Source organism: Bradyrhizobium sp. USDA 326 (assembly GCF_049739485.1).
GTDB lineage: Bacteria > Pseudomonadota > Alphaproteobacteria > Rhizobiales > Xanthobacteraceae > Bradyrhizobium.
The window spans coordinates 7,621,600-7,639,763 of sequence record NZ_JBMGQA010000001.1 but is presented as its reverse complement, the minus strand read 5'-3'; the positions used below and the strand labels follow the sequence as shown (position 1 = coordinate 7,639,763).

Annotated in this window: 20 protein-coding genes; 8 read left to right on the top strand and 12 right to left on the bottom strand. The window is 64.8% G+C overall.

Features of this window, described 5'->3' with window-relative positions:
• Positions 1-10: 10 nt before the first annotated feature.
• Positions 11-1,558, top strand: coding sequence for an FAD-dependent oxidoreductase (locus ABIG06_RS36335; protein WP_370140446.1), 1,548 nt, complete (start codon positions 11-13; stop codon positions 1,556-1,558).
• A gap of 120 nt (positions 1,559-1,678) precedes the next feature.
• Here ABIG06_RS36335 and ABIG06_RS36330 read toward each other — a convergent pair whose 3' ends face one another.
• From ABIG06_RS36330 to ABIG06_RS36305, 6 genes are all read right to left on the bottom strand, one after another.
• The gene (locus ABIG06_RS36330; protein ID WP_194393234.1) at positions 1,679-2,305 is read right to left on the bottom strand and encodes a transglutaminase-like cysteine peptidase; all 627 of its coding nucleotides are present in this window, start codon (positions 2,303-2,305) and stop codon (positions 1,679-1,681) included.
• 331 nt (positions 2,306-2,636) lie between these two features.
• Positions 2,637-3,248 carry a PilZ domain-containing protein gene (locus ABIG06_RS36325; RefSeq protein ID WP_024340745.1) on the bottom strand — a complete coding sequence of 204 codons (612 nt, stop codon included), beginning with the start codon at positions 3,246-3,248 and terminating at the stop codon, positions 2,637-2,639.
• Positions 3,249-3,319: 71 nt separating this feature from the next.
• Positions 3,320-4,486 (bottom strand): CynX/NimT family MFS transporter, encoded by a 1,167-nt coding sequence (locus ABIG06_RS36320; protein WP_424578557.1) that lies wholly within the window; start codon positions 4,484-4,486, stop codon positions 3,320-3,322.
• 77 nt (positions 4,487-4,563) lie between these two features.
• A complete protein-coding gene (locus ABIG06_RS36315) occupies positions 4,564-5,781 on the bottom strand; it encodes an MFS transporter (RefSeq protein ID WP_424578556.1) in 1,218 nt (405 codons plus the stop codon).
• Positions 5,782-5,992: 211 nt separating this feature from the next.
• The gene (locus tag ABIG06_RS36310; RefSeq protein WP_370140443.1) at positions 5,993-6,400 is read right to left on the bottom strand and encodes a nuclear transport factor 2 family protein; all 408 of its coding nucleotides are present in this window, start codon (positions 6,398-6,400) and stop codon (positions 5,993-5,995) included.
• Positions 6,401-6,486: 86 nt separating this feature from the next.
• Positions 6,487-6,966: a GNAT family N-acetyltransferase gene (locus tag ABIG06_RS36305; protein WP_370140442.1), complete on the bottom strand. Its 480-nt coding sequence runs from the start codon at positions 6,964-6,966 to the stop codon at positions 6,487-6,489.
• Positions 6,967-7,145: 179 nt separating this feature from the next.
• On the opposite strand from ABIG06_RS36305, the gene ABIG06_RS36300 reads away from it, so the two are divergent.
• The 3 genes from ABIG06_RS36300 (at position 7,146) to ABIG06_RS36290 (ending at position 9,333) form a co-directional block, all read left to right on the top strand.
• Positions 7,146-8,297, top strand: a complete 1,152-nt coding sequence (locus tag ABIG06_RS36300; protein ID WP_370140441.1) for a zinc-binding dehydrogenase — start codon at positions 7,146-7,148, stop codon at positions 8,295-8,297.
• 3 nt (positions 8,298-8,300) lie between these two features.
• Positions 8,301-8,780 carry a DUF5680 domain-containing protein gene (locus ABIG06_RS36295; RefSeq protein ID WP_370140440.1) on the top strand — a complete coding sequence of 160 codons (480 nt, stop codon included), beginning with the start codon at positions 8,301-8,303 and terminating at the stop codon, positions 8,778-8,780.
• A 94-nt stretch (positions 8,781-8,874) separates the two neighbouring features.
• Positions 8,875-9,333, top strand: coding sequence for a VOC family protein (locus ABIG06_RS36290; RefSeq protein ID WP_370140439.1), 459 nt, complete (start codon positions 8,875-8,877; stop codon positions 9,331-9,333).
• Here the strand turns inward: ABIG06_RS36290 and ABIG06_RS36285 are convergent.
• Both ABIG06_RS36285 and ABIG06_RS36280 read right to left on the bottom strand, forming a co-directional pair.
• Entirely contained in the window at positions 9,316-10,056 is a 741-nt protein-coding gene (locus ABIG06_RS36285) for a metallophosphoesterase family protein (RefSeq protein ID WP_370140438.1), read from the bottom strand. The two genes, ABIG06_RS36290 and ABIG06_RS36285, sit on opposite strands and share 18 nt — an antisense overlap.
• 85 nt (positions 10,057-10,141) lie before the next feature.
• Positions 10,142-10,654 (bottom strand): hypothetical protein, encoded by a 513-nt coding sequence (locus ABIG06_RS36280; RefSeq protein ID WP_370140437.1) that lies wholly within the window; start codon positions 10,652-10,654, stop codon positions 10,142-10,144.
• Between the two features lie 248 nt (positions 10,655-10,902).
• On the opposite strand from ABIG06_RS36280, the gene ABIG06_RS36275 reads away from it, so the two are divergent.
• Complete coding sequence (locus tag ABIG06_RS36275; RefSeq protein WP_370140436.1) at positions 10,903-12,843, top strand: DEAD/DEAH box helicase; 1,941 nt, start codon at positions 10,903-10,905, stop codon at positions 12,841-12,843.
• A gap of 78 nt (positions 12,844-12,921) precedes the next feature.
• On the opposite strand, the gene ABIG06_RS36270 is transcribed toward ABIG06_RS36275, so the two are convergent.
• Positions 12,922-13,215: a hypothetical protein gene (locus ABIG06_RS36270; RefSeq protein WP_370140435.1), complete on the bottom strand. Its 294-nt coding sequence runs from the start codon at positions 13,213-13,215 to the stop codon at positions 12,922-12,924.
• Between the two features lie 129 nt (positions 13,216-13,344).
• On the bottom strand, positions 13,345-13,851 hold the full coding sequence (locus ABIG06_RS36265; protein WP_370140434.1) for a GNAT family N-acetyltransferase: 507 nt from the start codon (positions 13,849-13,851) through the stop codon (positions 13,345-13,347).
• Positions 13,852-13,997: 146 nt separating this feature from the next.
• Here ABIG06_RS36265 and ABIG06_RS36260 point away from each other — a divergent pair, with 146 nt between their 5' ends.
• Positions 13,998-14,384, top strand: coding sequence for a COG4315 family predicted lipoprotein (locus ABIG06_RS36260; protein WP_370140433.1), 387 nt, complete (start codon positions 13,998-14,000; stop codon positions 14,382-14,384).
• A 64-nt stretch (positions 14,385-14,448) separates the two neighbouring features.
• On the opposite strand, the gene ABIG06_RS36255 is transcribed toward ABIG06_RS36260, so the two are convergent.
• Together ABIG06_RS36255 and ABIG06_RS36250 are read right to left on the bottom strand one after the other, a co-directional pair.
• On the bottom strand, positions 14,449-15,582 hold the full coding sequence (locus tag ABIG06_RS36255) for a DJ-1/PfpI family protein (protein WP_370140432.1): 1,134 nt from the start codon (positions 15,580-15,582) through the stop codon (positions 14,449-14,451).
• 128 nt (positions 15,583-15,710) lie between these two features.
• Positions 15,711-16,265: a PAS domain-containing protein gene (locus ABIG06_RS36250; RefSeq protein ID WP_124157506.1), complete on the bottom strand. Its 555-nt coding sequence runs from the start codon at positions 16,263-16,265 to the stop codon at positions 15,711-15,713.
• A 454-nt stretch (positions 16,266-16,719) separates the two neighbouring features.
• On the opposite strand from ABIG06_RS36250, the gene ABIG06_RS36245 reads away from it, so the two are divergent.
• Entirely contained in the window at positions 16,720-17,526 is an 807-nt protein-coding gene (locus tag ABIG06_RS36245) for a rhomboid family intramembrane serine protease (RefSeq protein WP_199751231.1), read from the top strand.
• 191 nt (positions 17,527-17,717) lie between these two features.
• Entirely contained in the window at positions 17,718-18,146 is a 429-nt protein-coding gene (locus tag ABIG06_RS36240) for a CBS domain-containing protein (protein ID WP_370140431.1), read from the top strand.
• The last annotated feature ends 18 nt before the right edge of the window (positions 18,147-18,164 follow it).

Sequence of the window (18,164 nt, the reverse complement as noted above, 5' to 3'; positions counted from 1 at the left end):
GAGCATTGTCATGAACGTACGGGATGAGCACACCCAATCGCTCTGGATGGATGTTTCGGTCGCGGACGCGCCGGCGCTATCCAGTACGTTGGGCACAGATGTCGTCGTTGTCGGCGCGGGAATTGCCGGGTTGTCGGTTGCCTATGAGCTTGCCAGTCATGGACGCTCTGTCGTGGTGCTGGACCGTGGCGCTATCGGCAGCGGGATGACGGCGCGCACCACGGCGCATCTGGCCACGGCATTCGACGACGGTTACGACGAACTGGTCAGGGTGCGCGGGCCCGACTGTGCGCGGCGCTATTATCAAAGCGTCGCTGCCGCGATCGATCGCGCCGAGGCCATCCAGGCCGCCGAGCACATCGATTGCGATTTTCGGCGTGTCGACGGCTACTGGGTGCTGGCAAAAGAAACGCCCGCAACCGAGTTGGAAAAGGAACTGGATTGCTGCCGCAAGCTCGGAATTCCCGTCGAAGACTGCACCAAGCCGACCCCGTTCCATGCCAAAGGTCAGATGCGTTCACTGCGGTTTCCGCGTCAGGCACGCTTGCATCCAACCAAATACCTTGCGGGTCTGGCGGGCGCGCTCGAGCGTCGCGGGGCGCGGCTCTACGCCGACACCTGTGTTGAGGGCATCCGTGAACAACATGGCGGCATGGTCGTGACGACCGCCTCAGGCCACGAGCTCCACGCCACCGACGTCGTGGTCGCGACGAACTCGCCCGTCAATGTGGAGGTGGCGATCCACACCAAGCAAGCGCCTTACCGCACCTATGCGCTCGCCGCGAAGATGGCGGCCGGCGGGCTGGAGGATGCGCTCTATTGGGATACGCTTGATCCTTATCACTATGTTCGGCTCCAGCCGTTCTCTGCCGATGAGGATATCGTCATCATTGGCGGAGAAGATCATAAATCGGGTGAAGCGAACGATGGCGCGCAGCGTCTCGACGCGCTCGAGCGCTGGGCGCGCGAGCGCTTGCCGGATTTGCGCGAGGTCACGCATCGATGGTCCGGCCAGGTGCTGGAGCCGGTCGATTTCGCCGGCTTCATTGGCCGCAGCCCCGGCGAGGAGCATGTCTTCATCGTCAGCGGTGATTCCGGGCAAGGGATCACGAACGGGCTTGTCGCTGGCCTGTTGGTGACGGATCTGATCACGACGGGCGCGAGCCCGTGGGAAGAGATCTACGCCCCGTCACGGAAGATTCAGAAGAACATCGGCGAGTTCATCAGCGAGAACATCACGCCGCTGAAGAATTTTGCGGAGTATCTGATGGCGAGGGAGATTGCGAGCGTCGAGCAGCTGCGGCCCGGGGAGGGGCGTCTCGTTCGCAGCGGCTTGAAAAAGGTCGCGGCTTGCCGGGATCGCGACGGACGCCTGCATCTGCACTCGGCGAGTTGCACCCATCTCGGCTGCGTCGTGCATTGGAACGCGCTGGAGCAGTGCTGGGACTGTCCGTGCCACGGATCGCAGTTCGCCCCTGATGGCACTGCGCTCAATGGTCCCGCGGTGTCGCCGTTGGGCGAGGTCGAGAAGCCGGCCAATCTTGAAGCCGCAGAGTGAGCTGCCCCGCTCTAAGAAAAGTTGCGGCCAGCCATTGGGGGATGGCTGGCCGCGCGCGAACCGGTCTGGGACGGGGAGGGGTGGGGATGTGACCGGGCCGCGTAACTCGTTGTCTCGTTCCTACTGATCTTTCGCGCTGGCGGTGGAGACCGCCGGCTTGGTATCGCCCAGCGAGACCCAGACATTGGGATCGCTCTGCGACTGGCGCTTCACGAAGCGGTAGCCGGTCTCCGTCCAGGCAACGACGTTCTCGTTCTGATTGTCGAGAACGAACTCGCCCTTGTCGGTCTTCACCGTCAGCACCGCGTGGCCTTCGCCCTTCTTGTCGCGCACGACGGTGATCAGCAGGGCCTGGCGTGGCCATCCGGCGTCGATCAGCATCTTGCGCTTCAACAGCACGTAGTCTTCACAGTCGCCGTAGCCGTCTGATGGCAGCGACCACTTCTCGATCACGCCCCAGTGCTCCTGGTCGGTCAAAGGCTTGACGGTCTCGTTGACCCAGCGATTGACCTTGACGAGGTCGCGCCATGCGGCCTGCGACATCACGATGTCGCGCGGCTGCATCGGTGCGCCCTGGCACTGGGCGGCGTTGTCCGCGCAGAACTCGACCCAGCCGATCGGCGCACGCGTGGTGTCGCCGAGGCTCGCGTAGAGCAGGCGGCTTTCGCCGGCCTGCGCCGTCGCGCTGATCCCGAAGAGCATGGCGGCCAGCGCCAGCCTCTTCCCCTGTCCCCTGAAGTCAAACATTGCGGTCCCCGTTTCTTGTTGGGACCACATTGCGCACGGAGCTTTTGAGCTGCCGCTAAGTCAGTCAAGTCAAGTCGAGACGAATGCAAGTAAAAGGCGCGGCGAATTCGATCTATACTTGAATCGAATTCGAGTAAAATTCGACATGACTGCAATTGATTCAAATTTTACCGGTTAAGGCGGAAACGCTGGCAGAAGCGTGGTTTGCGCACATCCGCAACCGACGCGTTAACCGCAAGGCGGCTCGCCGCGGGCCATGAAAAAGGCGGCGTCCGCATCGCGGACGTCGCCTTCAAGCCTGGAAATAACGGGGTTCTCGCGTCCTCGCGGTTTACCGCGCAGTAACGCTCTCTTCGAGTGTCTCGATCGGCTGCTCGTGCAGGAACTCCAGCGCGAAGCCGTCTTCGAGGTTTCGGACCACGCGGCCCTGGACCCGGCCGAGCAGCACCGTCGATTTCAGCGGCGGGCGGTTCTCCGCGGCGATCGCGGCGCCCGACAGCGAGAGGTCGATGATGCGGCAGGTCATCTTGGTGCCGTCCTCGAGCGTCAGCACCGCGATGGGGTTGCGCGGCACGATACGGTCGTGACGGCGGTCCTCCGGCAGATTGAGGATGTCGCGGTTCGCGAGCCAGGTCAGCTGGGCCGCGAGCTTGTCGCGCTTCCTCGGCGTCGCACCGATCGTCATGGCGAAGCCGTTGTCGATGATGCGGGTGATCTTGCCCTCGACGCGGCCGATATGGTCGAGATAGGCGACGACGCGATCGCCGACATTGCCGATGCCGGGCGCGAGCAGGGCGAGGCCGCCCGGTGACATGTTGATCACCTGGCAGGGGAATTCCCGGCGGTCCGGCAGCATGTAACGGCCGAGCAGGTGTACCTTCACCCGCTGGAAGCGCCTGCGCTCTTCGGCGGCCGGAAGAAATTTTTTGTTCGCCAACGCCATTTTCAACACCCGACCCCCCCCGCCCGGGCGGAGTCCGGGACGACCCTAAGGTGCATAGGGTTAATGCCGCGTTAGGATTGGGCGCGCCGGGTGCGGACAGACACGATGCGCTCGAAAAGCCACATCAGGGGCGGGCACGCCAGCACCGTCAGCGCGCCGAGGTCGAGCGCGACCGCCGCAGTCCCGGCCGATTTGGCGAGCCGCCCGGCCAGGGCGGGACCGAGCATCATCGCGGCATAGAATAGCGTGTAGAACACGCCCATTCCGATTGCCCTGGTCTCCGGGACAAGCACGCGGGCGGTGAGGCTCATGATTGGGCCGGCGGGATGGCCCCCGATGAGGCCGATCAGGGCCAGAATCGTGATCACCCAGTCCGATCGCGGCAGCCACGCCAGCAGCACGGCCACAAGCAGGCTGGCCGCGATCGCCAGCATAAAGGGTCGCTTGAAGCGATCGGCGAGAAAGCCGCCTGCCGGAACAGAAATTACCGACAACCACATCACGACGCTGATCGCCGAGCCTGCCGCGGCGATGCTCCAGCCGCGCTCGGCCAAGAGCGTCGGGCCGAACGAGAAGATCATGGCGAAGCCGACATTATAGAGGCCCCAGATCACGCCGGCGACGACCACCGCCAGCAGAGCGAGCGGATCGAGCCGGCTCGATCCGGCCGCGCTGACGGCTGCTCCGGGTGGCGGCTGGTAGAACGCGACCAGCAGAATGCCGATCGCGGTCAGTGCGCCCACGGACAGGAATACGGCGCCTGCGCCATGGGCGGTGCCGATTGCTGGAAGGACCAGGAGCGAAATCGCAACGCCGGCCGGCCAGGAATTGACGAAGATCGCCATCGCGGTGGCGATCTCCTTGCCCGCGAACCAGTCCGCGGCTATCTTGGTGAGCTGCACCGTCAGCAGCACGCCGCCGGCGCCGGAGGCGAGCCGGCCCGCCATCTGCCAGCCCCAGACGTCGGTGGTAGCCATCACGAGGCTGCCTGCCGTCATCAGCAGCAGCGCGGCGATGGTGGTCGGCTTGTCGCCGAGCGTGCGGCCGATCGCGCCGCCCGGCAGCGCCAGCACGACGCCCGGCGTGAAATACAGCCCGATCAGGATGCCGATATCGGCAATGCCGACGCCGAAAGTCTGTTGCAGCAGCGGCGCGACCGCCGCAACACTCTGGAACTGGAACGCGATGGTGAGGCGCACGACGAACAGGATCGCAAGAATGCCCCAGCGATTGCGCAATGACTTATCTCCCAAAAGTCTTGAGCGTGCGGTGAGGGGACGCCGGAGTCAATCGGCTGTGTCGTAACGCTGCGCCCTCACGCCGCCTTCGCCGCGCGCTGATACAGCAGGCACAGCAGCGCCAGCAGCACGGCGGCCGAGAGCCCGAGCGACCAGTGGATGCCGATCGCTGCGCCTGCCACCCCGACCGTGATGCCGCTGAAGGCCCGCATTCCGAGCCCCGCCATATTGTAGAGGCCGACGACCCTGCCGCGGATGTCGTGCGGCGCGTTCAACTGCACCAGCGCCTGCGCCATGGTGTTGAAGGAGAGCTCGAAGAAGCCTGCGAAGAACAACAGCGCGATCGCGACCGGATAGATCGGCACCATTGCGAAGCCGAGCAGCGCCACGCTCCAGAGCATCGCCAGCATGATCGCGGTGCGCGGCGTGCCCTTGAGCCGTCCCCAGGATTCCAGCGCGATCGCGGCGAGCACCGCGCCGGCCGCATCGGCCGCGAGCAGTACGCTGTAGGAGACGCCCGGATCGCCATGGCCGAGATCGCCGGCAAAGCCCGGCATCTGGGCGTGATAGGCATTGCCGATCATGAAGGAGGTGAGGCCGGCGAGCCACGTCATCGCCGACAGCACCGGCTGGGTGCCGATCGCACGGATGGTCAGCATGATGTCGGCAAGGCCCCGCACGGCGAAGCGCCGCGCCGCCACGCTTCCGTCCCGCACCGGCGCCCAGAACAGCCAGAGCAGCATCGGCAGGTAGAACAGCGTGTTGAAGATGATGCCGTGCGAGGTGCCGAGCGTCAGCATGATGATCCCGCCCACCGCAGGCCCGATCAAGATGCCGAGATAGCGCGCCATGGCGTTGAGCCGCACCGCGCTCGGAAGGTCCGCAGGGGCAACGAGGTCGTAGAGCAGCAGCTGGTTCGGCGTCTGCCAGAGCACGCCGGCGCAGCCATGGATCACCAGCAGCAGCATCGCGTGCCACATCTGGATCGTATCGGTGACGAAGAAGAAACCCCATCCGGCGGAGGCGATGATGAACAGCAGCATGCCGCACTGGATGATGCGGCGCGGATCGAACCGATCGGCAAGCCCGCCGACCGCGACCGAGAACAAGAGGAACGGCAGCCAGTGCGACAGCACGGCAAAACCACCCAGCGTCGGCGACTGGAATTTCTGGAATACCACCCAATAGCTGATCACATGCTCGATATTGTCGGCCATCATCGCGAGCACGTAGGCGGTGAACTGAAGCCGGTACGGCACGGACTTCATCGCCGCGAACGAGCCGGACGCGGCCACGGGATTTCGGGGAAGGGGATTCACGCGAGCACCTGGGTGGGACTGCTCGGGCCTTACACGTTCGCCTGCCGCTGCTCAAGACACTTGGGTGTGGTTGAAGACCAGCCATGCCTGCATGGTAGCCGTGACATCGTCGCGCTATGGACCATGCTCCGCCGGCGCAGTAAACGCGACCGGCGCGCACGAGCGATGTGCCGAACCTGCGTCCTTCTCATGTCTTGCGGCGGGTCCAGCTTTCCTGGGGCTCGTCGGCCCATGCAGTCCCAAGACCAAGCATCGCAATCCAGGTCTCGGCCAGCTTGCCGCCCTCGATACGATAGCTTTGCATGCCGGCGCGGCTGCGCTTCTCGCCGGTCGTCGGATCGGGCCAAACGAATGCAAATCGGAACCACGCGCGGTCGGTCGAGAAGGAATGATCATACACCACGACGCGGATTCCGGGCCGGTCTCGGTGCATCGTCTGCAATTCCGCAGCATACTCGTCCCGCGTAACGGTCCGGTCGCCTCGCTCGTCGTGACGGATGTAATGCGATCCCACACAGTCCGGGATGAGGTCAAATCGTCCCTCATGCCAAACCCGCTCCCAGCGATCGAAGAGTGCGTGTATGTTCTCAGTCATGGGCTTCCCGAAATCGAATTGGTGCGGCCATACGGCGCGCTTCGTTGCAAGTTTCTTGCCGAAATTCGAACCTCGCGCATCCGCTCCTAAACCAGCGACTTCACATAAACCCCATACGGCACGCCCAGAATATCCGGCGCCTCGCCGATCCTCACAAATCCCATCCGCAAATACATCGCCTCCGCGATCCTCATGATGTGCGTCGTGTGCAGGGCGATGGCCGGCGACTGGTCGCGCTCGGCGCGGCGCAGACATTCTTCCGTCAATTGCTGGCCGATGCCCTTGCCTCGCGCGCCAGGATCGACCACCAGCATGCGGATGATCGGCCATGACGGCTCGAAGAAGGCCGGCTTCGGCGCCTGCGCGCCGACATAGACGACGGCACCGACGATCTGGCCACCGTCTTCGGCAACGATGATTTCACCTGTTCTGGCAAGCAGCGGCATCTTTGCGACGTTCGCCCTGAATAGCGGCCAGTCGGAAAAGTGCGGCTCGAACTCGGCGAAGGCCGCCAGAGCAACGCGGACGATCGCGTCAGCATCGTCAGGCCTATAGTCGCGCAGCATCGACTTTGTCCTTTCTCTTTAGTCGGGATGAGCGGAGCGACATCCGGGGCCGCTGCTTCCGCATATGGCTTCGCTCATGCGGGCTACGAGACTACCCGCTTGGCATGCGCGCGCATCTCACATACGCTTCCTTCCAACCCGCACATAAATCATAACAAGCGGGCAACGAGGAAACCATCATGGACCAAATCCGCGTCTGCACTCACGCCGGTCCCGGCTCGGAGCCCCTCATCCGTACCGTGCCGTGGCCGAAGGTCGGCCGCAAGGCTGCGTTGATCAAGGTCGGCGCCTGCGGGGTCTGCGGGACTGATCTGCATATCCTGAAAGGTCATTGGCCGAAGCCGCTGCCGTGGCCGTTCACGCTCGGCCACGAGCTCGGCGGTGTCATCGTCGAGTGCGGCGATGAGTTTTCCGAGGACTTCATGAGCAAGCCGCTCAAGGTCGGCTCGAAGGTGATGATCCCGCCGCTGATGCCCTGCGGCCGCTGCTACTACTGCATCCACTATCCGCAAGTAGCGAACAAGTGCCTGACCCCGGTCTATTACGGCCGCTATCTCGGCTTCGACAAGGCGCCACATATGTGGGGCGGCTGGGCCGAATATGTCTATGTCGATCTCGACATGCTGCCGGGCACGAAGATCTACAAGCTGCCCGACGACATGTCGCTGCGGCTCGGGGCGCTATCCGAGCCGCTGACCTCCTGCATCCGCGCCTTCAATCGTGCGACCCGCGCCGGCGGCTTCAGATGGGGCGACACCGTGGTGATCCAGGGCTCGGGCCCGATCGGCATTTTGGCGGTCGCGGCAGCAAAGGAAATGGGAGCAGGGCGCGTCATCTGCGTCGGCGCGCCGGAGGAGCCGCGGCTCAAGCTCGCGCGCGAGTTCGGCGCGGAGGCGACGGTGAACATCGAGGACCTCAAGTCGCCGCAGGAGCGCATCGATCGCGTGCGTAAAATCGTCGGCGGCTTCGGCGCCGATCTCGTGATGGACTGCTCGGGCCATCCGACCGCAGGCCCCGAAGGCATCGAGATGCTGCGCGACGGCGGCACCTATGTCGAGATGGGCCAGTTCACCGACGCCGGCTCCATCGACACCTCCTGGCATCGCATTTGCACCAAGGACCTCAACGTGCTGGGATCCTGGGGCTTCACCGGCAACGACCTGCCGCTCGGCGTGGACATGCTTTATCGGACACGCGACAAATATCCCTGGCTGAAGATGCAGACGATCTACCCGTTCACGGAAGAAGGCGTAGCGCAGGCGGTGAGAGATGCGATGGCGATGAAGACGGTAAAGTCGACCATCGTCCCGTGGCCGGAGCTGGTGCAGTAGCCAATGCCATCCATTCCCCCCGATCTCGCGGCGTTCCTGGTCGAAGCCAAGCGGCGGACCTATGCCGGCCTCGACGACGACGCGACGATGGCGACGCCGCTGCTTGCCGGCTCGAAGCAGCTCGAGCACCGCGCGCCGCCTTATGCCTATCGCGATATTTACTTCGGGATGGCGTTCTTCGTCGGACAGGAGACGGTGTCGCGGGACGGACGCGTCATCTGGTCGATGAGCTACAGCGGCGGCGTCCACGCGGAGATCCGTGATCGGGACGCGTTCCTCGAGATCTACAAATTCTTGCGCCAGGCGCTGCTGGGCGTAGGCGTCGACGAGCCTTACCGCGGACCACGCCTGTTCGAGCAGGCGGGCATGATTTATCGCAACGAGATCGAAGGGGCGCTCGATCGATTTCATGGTGTCGAGATAATTGCGCGGGATAGTGGGACGCCGCTGTACGAGCTGCGCTACGGTGGCCTGCTACGATAGATTTCGGTCCTCGTGGCCCGGATGAGCGAAGCGATACTTGGAAGAGCTTTGCCCCATGTCGCTCGCTCATGCGGGCTACGAGTTGGAGTTTGGAATGAGCGAAGACATGACAAACGAACAGACATCCGGGGTCAGTGGGCGCTCTCCCTTCCACGCCATCCGCGCGATCGACTACACCGTCATCTTCGTGCGTGACATGGCCGCGATGCGCCGCTTCTACGAGGAAGTGTTGGCCTTATCCCTGCTGCGCGAGCTTTCGTCCAACTGGATCGAGTACGGCATCGGCCCCAACACACTCGCCCTGGCGAGGCCCAGCCGAACTGCGGCCGATGCGCCAATCCCGCCCGGCAGCGCCTCGCTCCAACTGGCCTTCAAGGTGTCCGCAGCCGAAGTCAATGCCTGCGCCGACGAACTGGTGCGGCGGGGCGTGGCGCTGCTATCCCCGCCGACGGACCAGTCCTTCGGCCATCGCACGCTGTTCTTCCGCGATCCCGACGGCAATCTGCTGGAGGTCTACGCGGAGATCCGAGCTCACTTATTTGACATATCCTGACGACATCGCCTGAGCCCATCGCGGGTGGTTGTTGGCGAGTGCACGGGCCGATGCAGCGTCCCAGTCGTATTCGAGGGCGAGCAGTTCGGCCTGCCAGCCTCTTCGTCCCTTCGTGATGATCGCGTAGCGGGCGTGAGGCGAGCGGTGCTCCAGTTTCGCCGCAAAGGGAATGTCAGCGAAGACCGGACAGCCAACGCTCCCGGGATTGAGAACCAGGCAGTCGCCGGGCCCCTGAACGACCGCCTGGCGGTGGCTATGACCACACAGCACCACGCGCGCCGCCGCCTCGCTCGCAAGGCGTTCCTCCAGCACATCGCGGCGGGCCGGCACGAAGCGGCCGTCGTCGAGCGCTTCCTCCAGCAGGCACGCCGTATCGCTCTCGGGCGTGCCATGGCAGGCCAGGATGCCGTCGTCCAGTCGCAGCTGGGAGGGCAGATTGTGAAGTGTACGACGGTGCTCTGCAGTCAATGCGTTGCGCGCAAACAGACCGGCCGGCGAGAGCTTGTCGTCCGGAAACTCCTCGATCCAGCGGTCATGGTTTCCGCGCACGGTCGGCAATGACAGCGACTGGAGCGCCTCGAAGGTTTCTTTCGGCCACAACGGGCTGGTGACGCAGTCGCCGAGGTTGATTGTACGATCGACGCCCCGCGTCTTGATATCCGCCAGCACCGCCTCCAGCGCAGCAAGATTGCCGTGGATATCGGAAATGACTGCCAATCGCATCGTTGTGCTCCCCATTCTATTTCGCCTGAACTTAGCCCTGCCAGGTCGCTGGATATCTAGCATCAGCCGATCGCACGTTCACCAACTAGTCATCGCTGATCTTGCTTTCCTTCACCACCCTCGCGCCCACCACCTTCGTGCCCTCGATCTCCCGCACGATCCGTTCGTCCGGCCCCACGATCCCGAGATCGAACTCACGCCCCGGCGTGACGAGGATCATGCGCTGCCCGGCGATCACCACGACCGTCATGTCGTTGCGCTCGCCCTCCGCCGCCCATGCGCGGATGCCGGCAGCGTAGGGCTCCTTGCGCCAGGCGTTGGGAAAGCCCGGGTCGCACCGGACTTCGATGCCGTCCTCCGACGTGGTCAGGACGAGTTTGGACCGGCTCGGTTTCCAGCGCTCGTCGATGAGATCGTTGAGCAGCCACAGGCAGGCGAAGTCCTCACATTCACGCGGTCGCGCGGCGTAGATCGCGCAGCCGCGGCCGGGTTGACAATGCCGGCACCAGGCATTCGCTGGCTTGGCCAGCGCCTCGATGGCCATCATCTTGCAGCAGAGCGTGCAGTCGCCGCACGTGCGTTTGACGGAGGGCGTCACGCGGTCGTCTCCATGAGATCCGGCTGGATGTCAGGTTAATGGAGGTGGCGGCAAGAATCTTCTGCAACCTTCAGGTGCGGATCTCTCCGTCAAGCCATGCATGATAGGTATGGTGATTTCCCAACGCTTGGCGTAAAGAGCGCCCAGATCAAATCGCCAGCGTGCGGCCAGGCCGTTTGCCGCGCATGCAGCTCAGGTCCGCCGGATCACCGTTTGCGCGCCCTGAATCAACCAAGGTTTCCCATCCCGTGTCTCTTCCGGCCCTGACCCCGCCGCTCGCCCGCGCTTTGGCTGAGCGGAACTATGATTCACTGACCCCTGTCCAGCTCGCCGTGCTTGCCCATGAAGCCAGCGGACGTGACCTTCTGGTGTCGGCCCAGACCGGCTCCGGCAAGACTGTCGCCTACGGATTGGCCATTGCGAAGAATCTTCTTGATGACGCCGAGCAGTTCGGGCCCGCGGCAGCGCCGCTCGCTCTGATCGTGGCGCCGACCCGCGAGCTCGCACTTCAGGTTCAGCGCGAGCTGGCCTGGCTCTACGGGCATGCAGGCGGGCGCGTCGTCTCCTGCGTGGGCGGCATGGATCCGCGGCGCGAGCAGCGCGAGCTGGCGGCAGGCGCGCACATCGTCGTCGGCACGCCCGGGCGGCTCTGCGATCATTTGCGACGCGGCCGTCTCGACATCTCCGAACTCGCCGCCGTCGTGCTCGACGAGGCCGACGAGATGCTCAATCTCGGCTTTCGCGAGGACATGGAATTCATCCTCGAGACCACGCCGGAGACGCGCCGTACCCTGCTGTTTTCGGCGACGTTTCCACGCGGCATCGTTGCGCTGGCGAGGCAGTATCAGCGCGACGCCTTCCGGATCGAAGTCGCCGGCGACCAAGGCGGTCACGCCGATATCGAGTATCGCGCGATCCGCATCGCGCCCGCCGACGTCGAGCACGCGGTCGTCAACGTGCTGCGCTTCTACGAGGCGCCGAGCGCGCTGGTGTTTTGCAGCACGCGCGATGCCGTCAGGCATTTGCAGGCGGCGCTGCTGGAGCGCGGCTTTTCCGTCGTCGCTCTCTCCGGCGAATTGACGCAGAACGAGCGCACCCTGGCGCTGCAGTCGCTGCGGGACGGGCGTGCCCGCGTCTGTGTGGCGACCGACGTCGCCGCCCGCGGCATCGACCTGCCGAGCCTCGACCTCGTCATCCATGCCGACCTGCCCAACGACGCCGAAGTGATGCAGCATCGCTCCGGCCGCACGGGACGCGCGGGCCGCAAGGGGACGAGCGTCCTCCTGGTGCCGCCCGCACGTCGGCGGCGCGCGGAGCTGCTGCTCAATCTCGCAGGGGTGGATGCGGCCTGGGGCACCGCGCCGCAGGCGGAGGAAATCCGCAAACTCGATCATGAGCGCATGAAGGACGTTCTTTTCACCGAGGAGACGACGGCCGACGATCTGGTGCTGGCGCAGGCGCTGCTGGCCGAGCGCTCGGCGGAGGACATCGCCGCCGCGCTCGCGCGACTTTGCCGCGCGCGGCTGCCGTCGCCCGAGGACATCATCGACCCCGGCGAGCGAAGCGGCCGGACGCGCGACGATCGCGGTCGCGACAGATCTCAAGGCGCGGATGGCGAGGATCGCCCAGCGCGGCTCCGATCGAAGCCTGGTAAAGCATCGTCGAAGCACGGCATGGCGGAGGGCAGCGTCTGGTTCCGCGCCGCGATCGGACGACGCAAGAATGCGGAGGCGCGCTGGCTGCTGCCGATGATCTGCCGCCGCGGCGGCATCGACAAGCACGATATCGGCGCCATCAAGATCATGGACACCACCACCGAGTTCGAGATTTCCGAGCGGGTCGCGGAGTCGTTCGCGGCCAAGGTCAAGCGTCCGGACAAGGAAGACAGCATCCGCATCGAGCCGATGGCGGACGCGCCGCGCCGGCCGAAAGCTTCGGAGGAGCGCTCTCACGCGCCCCGGCGCGAGGCCGGCGAACATCGTGAACGGCGCGACGATCGCCCGCGCGAGGCAAGTGGATTCAAGCCACGCAGCAAAGCTCACGGCGAGCGCGCGCCGAAGTTCGGCGATGCTCCCTCTTTCGGAAAGAAGAAGCACAAGAACAGGCCGGGCCACGCTGAGCCGTCGGTCACGCCGTGGCCGATGAAGGGCGCGTCGGGAAAGAAGGCAAACAAGAAGCGGCGAGGTTGAGCTTCTGCCGTTCAGCGATGACGACAATGATGCCGCCGGATTGCACCGGCGACATCATCTGAAAAGGCAGGTGTGGGCTCAGCGGCTTCCGCCGCCACCACCACCACCTCCGCCTCCGCCACCACCGCCGGCATCACGCATCGACGAGGTGTAGCGGGGATCGGTCTGCTTCATGTAGGTGGGCGAGGTGTCGCGATGGATGGTGGTGGGGCGGGTTTTGCCTCCCGGTGTCTCGATCAGGAAGCCGCAGCCTTCGAAGAAGGCGGTGTCGCAGCCATAGGTCCGGTACTGCGCCGCGCTGGCGCCGGTCGCGGTGAGCGCGGCCGTCCCGACGCATGCAATTAAAGCAACTTTCGACAATGTGAGCTTCATGGATATTCTCGAGCCTCGGTTCGGCGAGACCGGAAGGGCTCGCATACACCTTCGACGGAGGCTGATCTCTCACGGTTCGAGAAGGCGGTTTCACGCCCGCGTGAGTCGGGGGGCGGTCGGAGAGGGATGTTACGTCGCACCGAGGTCGCGCAACATATAGGTCGCTCCCTCTCCGTAGCAGGCTAGCTTCGCGCGCAGCGCCGCATCCGCCGCCACGGGACGGAAGCCGAGACGTTCCCACAACGGCCGCGTGGTGTAGACCGAGACCAGTGCGAGCGTCGCGATGCCGGATGCGCGCGCCAGCTCCGCGATGGCGGTCATAAAGGCGCGCGCAACGCCGCCGCGCCGATCGGGCAGCACGGCGATATCGTGCAAGTAGAGACAGTCTGCATCTGCGGGAAGTCGTTCGAGGAAACCGTCGAGCGGCGGAATCTGATGCTGCTTCCAGGGATGCGCGAGCCCGTAGCCGGCGATCTCATCGCCGGCGACAAGCACGCGGCATCCGTCGGGATAGAGCCGCATCTTCTCCGCGAACACCTCGGAGCTTTCCGGGAGATCAGGATGGATCCGCGCCGCGATGGCGCCGATCGCGGGCAGATCGGATGGGTGCGCTGGTCGCCAATGCGGCTTGCTCATGTCACTTCGTCGTTCCGTCTCGGTTGATTCAGTTTATTCCGCTGCGTTGACGCGCGCAGCGAAAAAAATCTTCCTGCCATCCGAGGAATACGAGCCCGCGCGCGGCGTCCTAACCCATGCAAGCCAATTGCATGACAGGAGATATCATGACGTCCTCGATCCGCCTCGCGCTCGCGCTGGCAATATCGCTCGCGATCGTTCCCGCCGCCCTGGCCGCACCGCCGACCAAATCGGGCAAGACCGAGAAGGGCAATGTGCTTACCGATGCCAAGGGCATGACGCTCTACACTTTCGACAAGGATGCGGACGGCAAGTCGGCCTGCAACGGTCCATGTGCGACGAACTGGCCGGTGCTGAAGGCCGAGGCGAGCGACGCCGCCGGCGACGGCTACACCATCATCACCCGCGACGACGGCTCGAAGCAGTGGGCCTACAAGGGCAAGCCGCTCTACTCCTTCGCCAAGGACCAGAAGCCCGGCGACATCACCGGCGACGGCTTCCTGAACGGCGCCTGGCATCTGGCGATGCCGTAACGGCGCTCTGCGCAAACACGGCGCGTCGGCCATTGCACGCGACAGCCGGCGCGTCGCCGCGCCGTCATCTCGGATATTCGAGCTGCATCGCGACGAAGTCGGCCGTGCGCGGCCCGTAGCGCGCATCGATGGATTGCAGAGTCTGGTCCAGCGCTCGCGCCGGCGGCAGGTCGACGGCGGCCGGCGGCGTCCGCTTTGCCGGCCAGTCGGCCGCGATCCTGTCCGGCAGGATGCGGAGGCCGCCGCGGCTCGTCCGCGCCTCCGCCGTGGCGGCGAAGGTGAGCGCGTGCGAGCGATAGGTGCGCGACCACGCATCGGCGATCAGCGCAAGTGACACCTCGTCGATGTCAGGCGTCAGCGCGATGCCGAGTTGCTCGCGGTTCCAGAATGCGAGCGTGTTGGCGATCGCCGTCATCGCAAAGGGGCGTGTGAACCGGAAGGCCTCGCTGCGGTGGCGTGCATCCCAGTCCGCAAGTCCGATGTCGCGGGCGACGGCTAGCGCCTTGGCGCGGCCGGCAATGGCCTCGACCAGGGTCAGGGCCATCGGCATGGACGCGGTGATGCCGGTCGTCGTCGCGACGCCGCGGTCGACCACCAGCCTGCGGTCCGCGACATAGCGGATCGCGGGATGCTTTTGCAGATCGCGCACGGAATACCAGTGCGTGGTGGCCCGGCGGCCGTCGAGCAGCCCGGTATTGGCAACGACCTTGGCGCCGACGCAAACGCCGATGACGATCGCGTCCTTGCGGGCCTGGCTGTTGATCCACTGCAGGGCCACGGCATCGTCTTCGCGGCTCATCGCCGGCACGATGACGTAATCCGCGCCGTCGGGATGAGCAGCATCGAACTCGGCGATCGTCGCGTGCGGCTGCACTTTCAACGCGGGATAGAGTGTGACGGGTCCGGGCCGCGTGCCCAGTGTGAGGACGTCGGCGACATCGGCGCGCGCGAGGATGCCGTACGGCATCAGATAGTCGGTGGTCTCGCTCATGTCGTTGATACCGACGATCGCGATCAGGGGACGTTTGCGCTTTGGCGGCTTCAACGCCGCAAGCGTCGCCTCGGTCTCGTCCTTGGATATCGAAGCTGGGGTTCCCGGAGCCGGCGCGCCGGGCAGCAGCAACAGCCAGGTTCCGCCGATGACTGCGAGCAACGCCACGCAGCCGAGAGCGCTCCATGCCAGAATGCGCCATATCATGATGATGTCGCCCGATCCTCGTTGCGTCACGCGAGGCGGAAGCTAACCTTCGGCAACGACATCAGGAATGACGCAGATCCGGCAAAAACGGTCATCCGCAGGCGCGTTGATGCCTCGCGCGGCGGAGACTATCTCAGCCCCTCATACACCATCAGCCCGCGCGCGATCTGCAATTTGCGGATGGCGCGCGGCACGAGTTTCTCCGGCTGGTGCAGATAGCGCCAGGAGGTGAGGGTGAAGGCGGAGAGCGTGCCGCATTCGTCGTCGAACGGCGCGAGCACGCCTGTCACGCTGATCGGCGTGTGCGGGCGGGCGTTGAAGGGGAGCAGCAGCAGTTCGAGATGCGCCTTGCTGCCGTCCTCGCGCACCGCGGTGACGCCGGCGATCGCGCCGAGCGTCTCGTCGGCGACGATTGTCGCGATCTCCTCGATCTCGCTGCGGCTCGCGTCAGTGAACAGCGCCGCAAAGCTCTGGTCCTTGAGGTCTGTTCCTGCGAGCGCGCAGACGCGCGTGCCGGCGACGCGAAACGGGAAGCCGAGGTTCGGCTCGCAGGACAGCACGAAGATGTCGCCGAGCAGGCCGCGGACCGCAGCCGGATCGATGTCGGCCCGGTCAGGGGCTCGCGCAGTGCCGCGCTTCTTGTTCCAGTACGCGAAGAACGCGCGGCTCGACGGATGTTTCATGTCTGAACGCTAACCTCCGGGCGCGACCTCACGGCACAGACCTGTCCCGCTTCAGCGCACCCGCGATCCCTTCTCTTGTTGTGCAGGAGGGGATTTGCAGCGTCCATGCCGCAGCGGCGCTTTCGGCCAGCTTGTGCCGGCCTTTGCGTCGTTAACGTTAAATTAACTATGCGCTTTGCGCCGGCCGCGTGCCTGCTATGGTGAACGCGGTCGCAAGCCTTGCCGCTTTCTCCAGGTTCTCGGCAAGGCCTGTACACAGGGCGTCAGACAGTTTGGTCACGGGCCGCGGGGAGGGGTGGGGATACTCCTTATCTCTCCGGCCACCGGAAGACCGACACGGACAGGCAGGGCTTTCCCAGGGCCCTGCCTTTTCCGTTTGTGCACTTGCGCAGGGACGGTAAAGGCGACTATCTCCAAGCCTACTGCTCCGATCGCGCGTGAAAGCGAAGCTGCCTTGGATTCCCCGCAAGATTCGTCACCCGACGTGCCTGCCGTCGTCGAAGAGGCTCCGCGCGAGCCGATCCTGACGCTGCCCGCCGCGCTGACCGCCTATATCCTACTTTTGGCGGTGATCCATCTGCGGGTGCTGCTGCCGCCGGAGCTCGAGAACTGGACCATCGACGTATTCGGCTTCATTCCGAAGCGCTACGATTCCTCGCTGCTCAATCTGCAGATCCCGGGCGGGGCGGGTGCGAAGGTCTGGACTTTCGTCACCTATTCGCTGCTGCACGCCAATCTGACCCATCTCGGCTTCAACGTGCTGTGGCTGCTGCCGTTCGGCAGCGCGCTGGCGCGGCGCTTCGGCGCGGTCAGGTTCTTCGTCTTCCTGGCGGTGACGGCGGCGGCCGGCGCGCTGGCCCATCTCATCACCCACGAGCATGCAGTGGCCCCGATGATCGGCGCCTCGGCCTCGGTGTCGGGTGCGATGGCTGCCGCAATCCGCTTCGCCTTCGTCCGCGGCAGCTTCCTGTCGTTCAGCCGCTCGGACGCCGATACCGCCGCAAAAGTTCCGGCGCTGCCGCTGTCGCGCGCGCTGCGCGACGGACGGGTGATCGGCTTCCTCAGCGTTTGGTTCGGCGTCAACATCATCTTCGGCGTCGGCGCGATCGGGATCGATTCCGAAACCACGAGCGTCGCCTGGCAGGCGCATATCGGCGGCTTCTTTGCCGGCCTGTTGCTGTTCGCACTGTTCGATCCCGTGCCGCGCATCCGAGGCGATGCTGCGGATGCGTCATCACAGGACATTTCAAATCGTATTTGAAGCGGCGCTTGCGGCGCGGCCCGAATTCATCCATCATCTCCGAGAACAATGTTCCGAAGCCGCAAGCTGCCAGCGGCGATGCTTCGCAACGCGCCTGAGCGTAAAACCGACGCCAAAACTGTTAGTTGAAGACTCGAAGAACAAGTTCGGATCGCCTCAAGGGCGGACGGCTCCGATTCAGGGAGGCTACAATGACGGTACGTTCCATTCTGAACACCAAGGGGCACCAGATCGTGAGCGTCGAGCCCGACGCCAAGCTGGCCGCCGCGATCAGGCTGCTCGGTGAAAAGAAGATCGGCGCGGTGCTGGTGATGAACCAGAGCCGGCTCGAGGGCATCCTGTCGGAGCGCGACATCGTGCGCGTGCTCGGAGAGCGCGGCGCCGGCGTGCTGGAGGCTCCGGTCTCAGAGGTCATGACGCGCAAGGTCGTGACCTGCAAGGAGACCGATACCGTGGCCGAGCTCATGGAGATGATGACGTCGGGCAAGTTTCGCCATCTGCCCGTGATCGACAACGGCAAGGTGGTCGGCCTGATCTCGATCGGCGACATCGTCAAGCGCCGGGTCCAGGAATACGAGTCGGAGCAGGAAGCCCTGCGCGACTACATCAAGACGGCCTGATCGGCCTCACAGCTGGAC

Excerpts from the sequence above, each read along its gene's own strand:
- ABIG06_RS36265 (WP_370140434.1), bottom strand. The coding sequence starts at position 13,851 with ATGAGCAAGCCGCATTGGCGACCAGCGCACCCATCCGATCTGCCCGCG.
- ABIG06_RS36255 (WP_370140432.1), bottom strand. The coding sequence starts at position 15,582 with ATGATATGGCGCATTCTGGCATGGAGCGCTCTCGGCTGCGTGGCGTTG.
- ABIG06_RS36290 (WP_370140439.1), top strand. The coding sequence starts at position 8,875 with ATGAGCGAAGACATGACAAACGAACAGACATCCGGGGTCAGTGGGCGC.
- ABIG06_RS36330 (WP_194393234.1), bottom strand. The coding sequence starts at position 2,305 with ATGTTTGACTTCAGGGGACAGGGGAAGAGGCTGGCGCTGGCCGCCATG.
- ABIG06_RS36285 (WP_370140438.1), bottom strand. The coding sequence starts at position 10,056 with ATGCGATTGGCAGTCATTTCCGATATCCACGGCAATCTTGCTGCGCTG.
- ABIG06_RS36300 (WP_370140441.1), top strand. The coding sequence starts at position 7,146 with ATGGACCAAATCCGCGTCTGCACTCACGCCGGTCCCGGCTCGGAGCCC.
- ABIG06_RS36250 (WP_124157506.1), bottom strand. The coding sequence starts at position 16,265 with ATGAAACATCCGTCGAGCCGCGCGTTCTTCGCGTACTGGAACAAGAAG.
- ABIG06_RS36310 (WP_370140443.1), bottom strand. The coding sequence starts at position 6,400 with ATGACTGAGAACATACACGCACTCTTCGATCGCTGGGAGCGGGTTTGG.
- ABIG06_RS36295 (WP_370140440.1), top strand. The coding sequence starts at position 8,301 with ATGCCATCCATTCCCCCCGATCTCGCGGCGTTCCTGGTCGAAGCCAAG.
- ABIG06_RS36335 (WP_370140446.1), top strand. The coding sequence starts at position 11 with ATGAACGTACGGGATGAGCACACCCAATCGCTCTGGATGGATGTTTCG.
- ABIG06_RS36325 (WP_024340745.1), bottom strand. The coding sequence starts at position 3,248 with ATGGCGTTGGCGAACAAAAAATTTCTTCCGGCCGCCGAAGAGCGCAGG.
- ABIG06_RS36240 (WP_370140431.1), top strand. The coding sequence starts at position 17,718 with ATGACGGTACGTTCCATTCTGAACACCAAGGGGCACCAGATCGTGAGC.
- ABIG06_RS36260 (WP_370140433.1), top strand. The coding sequence starts at position 13,998 with ATGACGTCCTCGATCCGCCTCGCGCTCGCGCTGGCAATATCGCTCGCG.
- ABIG06_RS36305 (WP_370140442.1), bottom strand. The coding sequence starts at position 6,966 with ATGCTGCGCGACTATAGGCCTGACGATGCTGACGCGATCGTCCGCGTT.
- ABIG06_RS36270 (WP_370140435.1), bottom strand. The coding sequence starts at position 13,215 with ATGAAGCTCACATTGTCGAAAGTTGCTTTAATTGCATGCGTCGGGACG.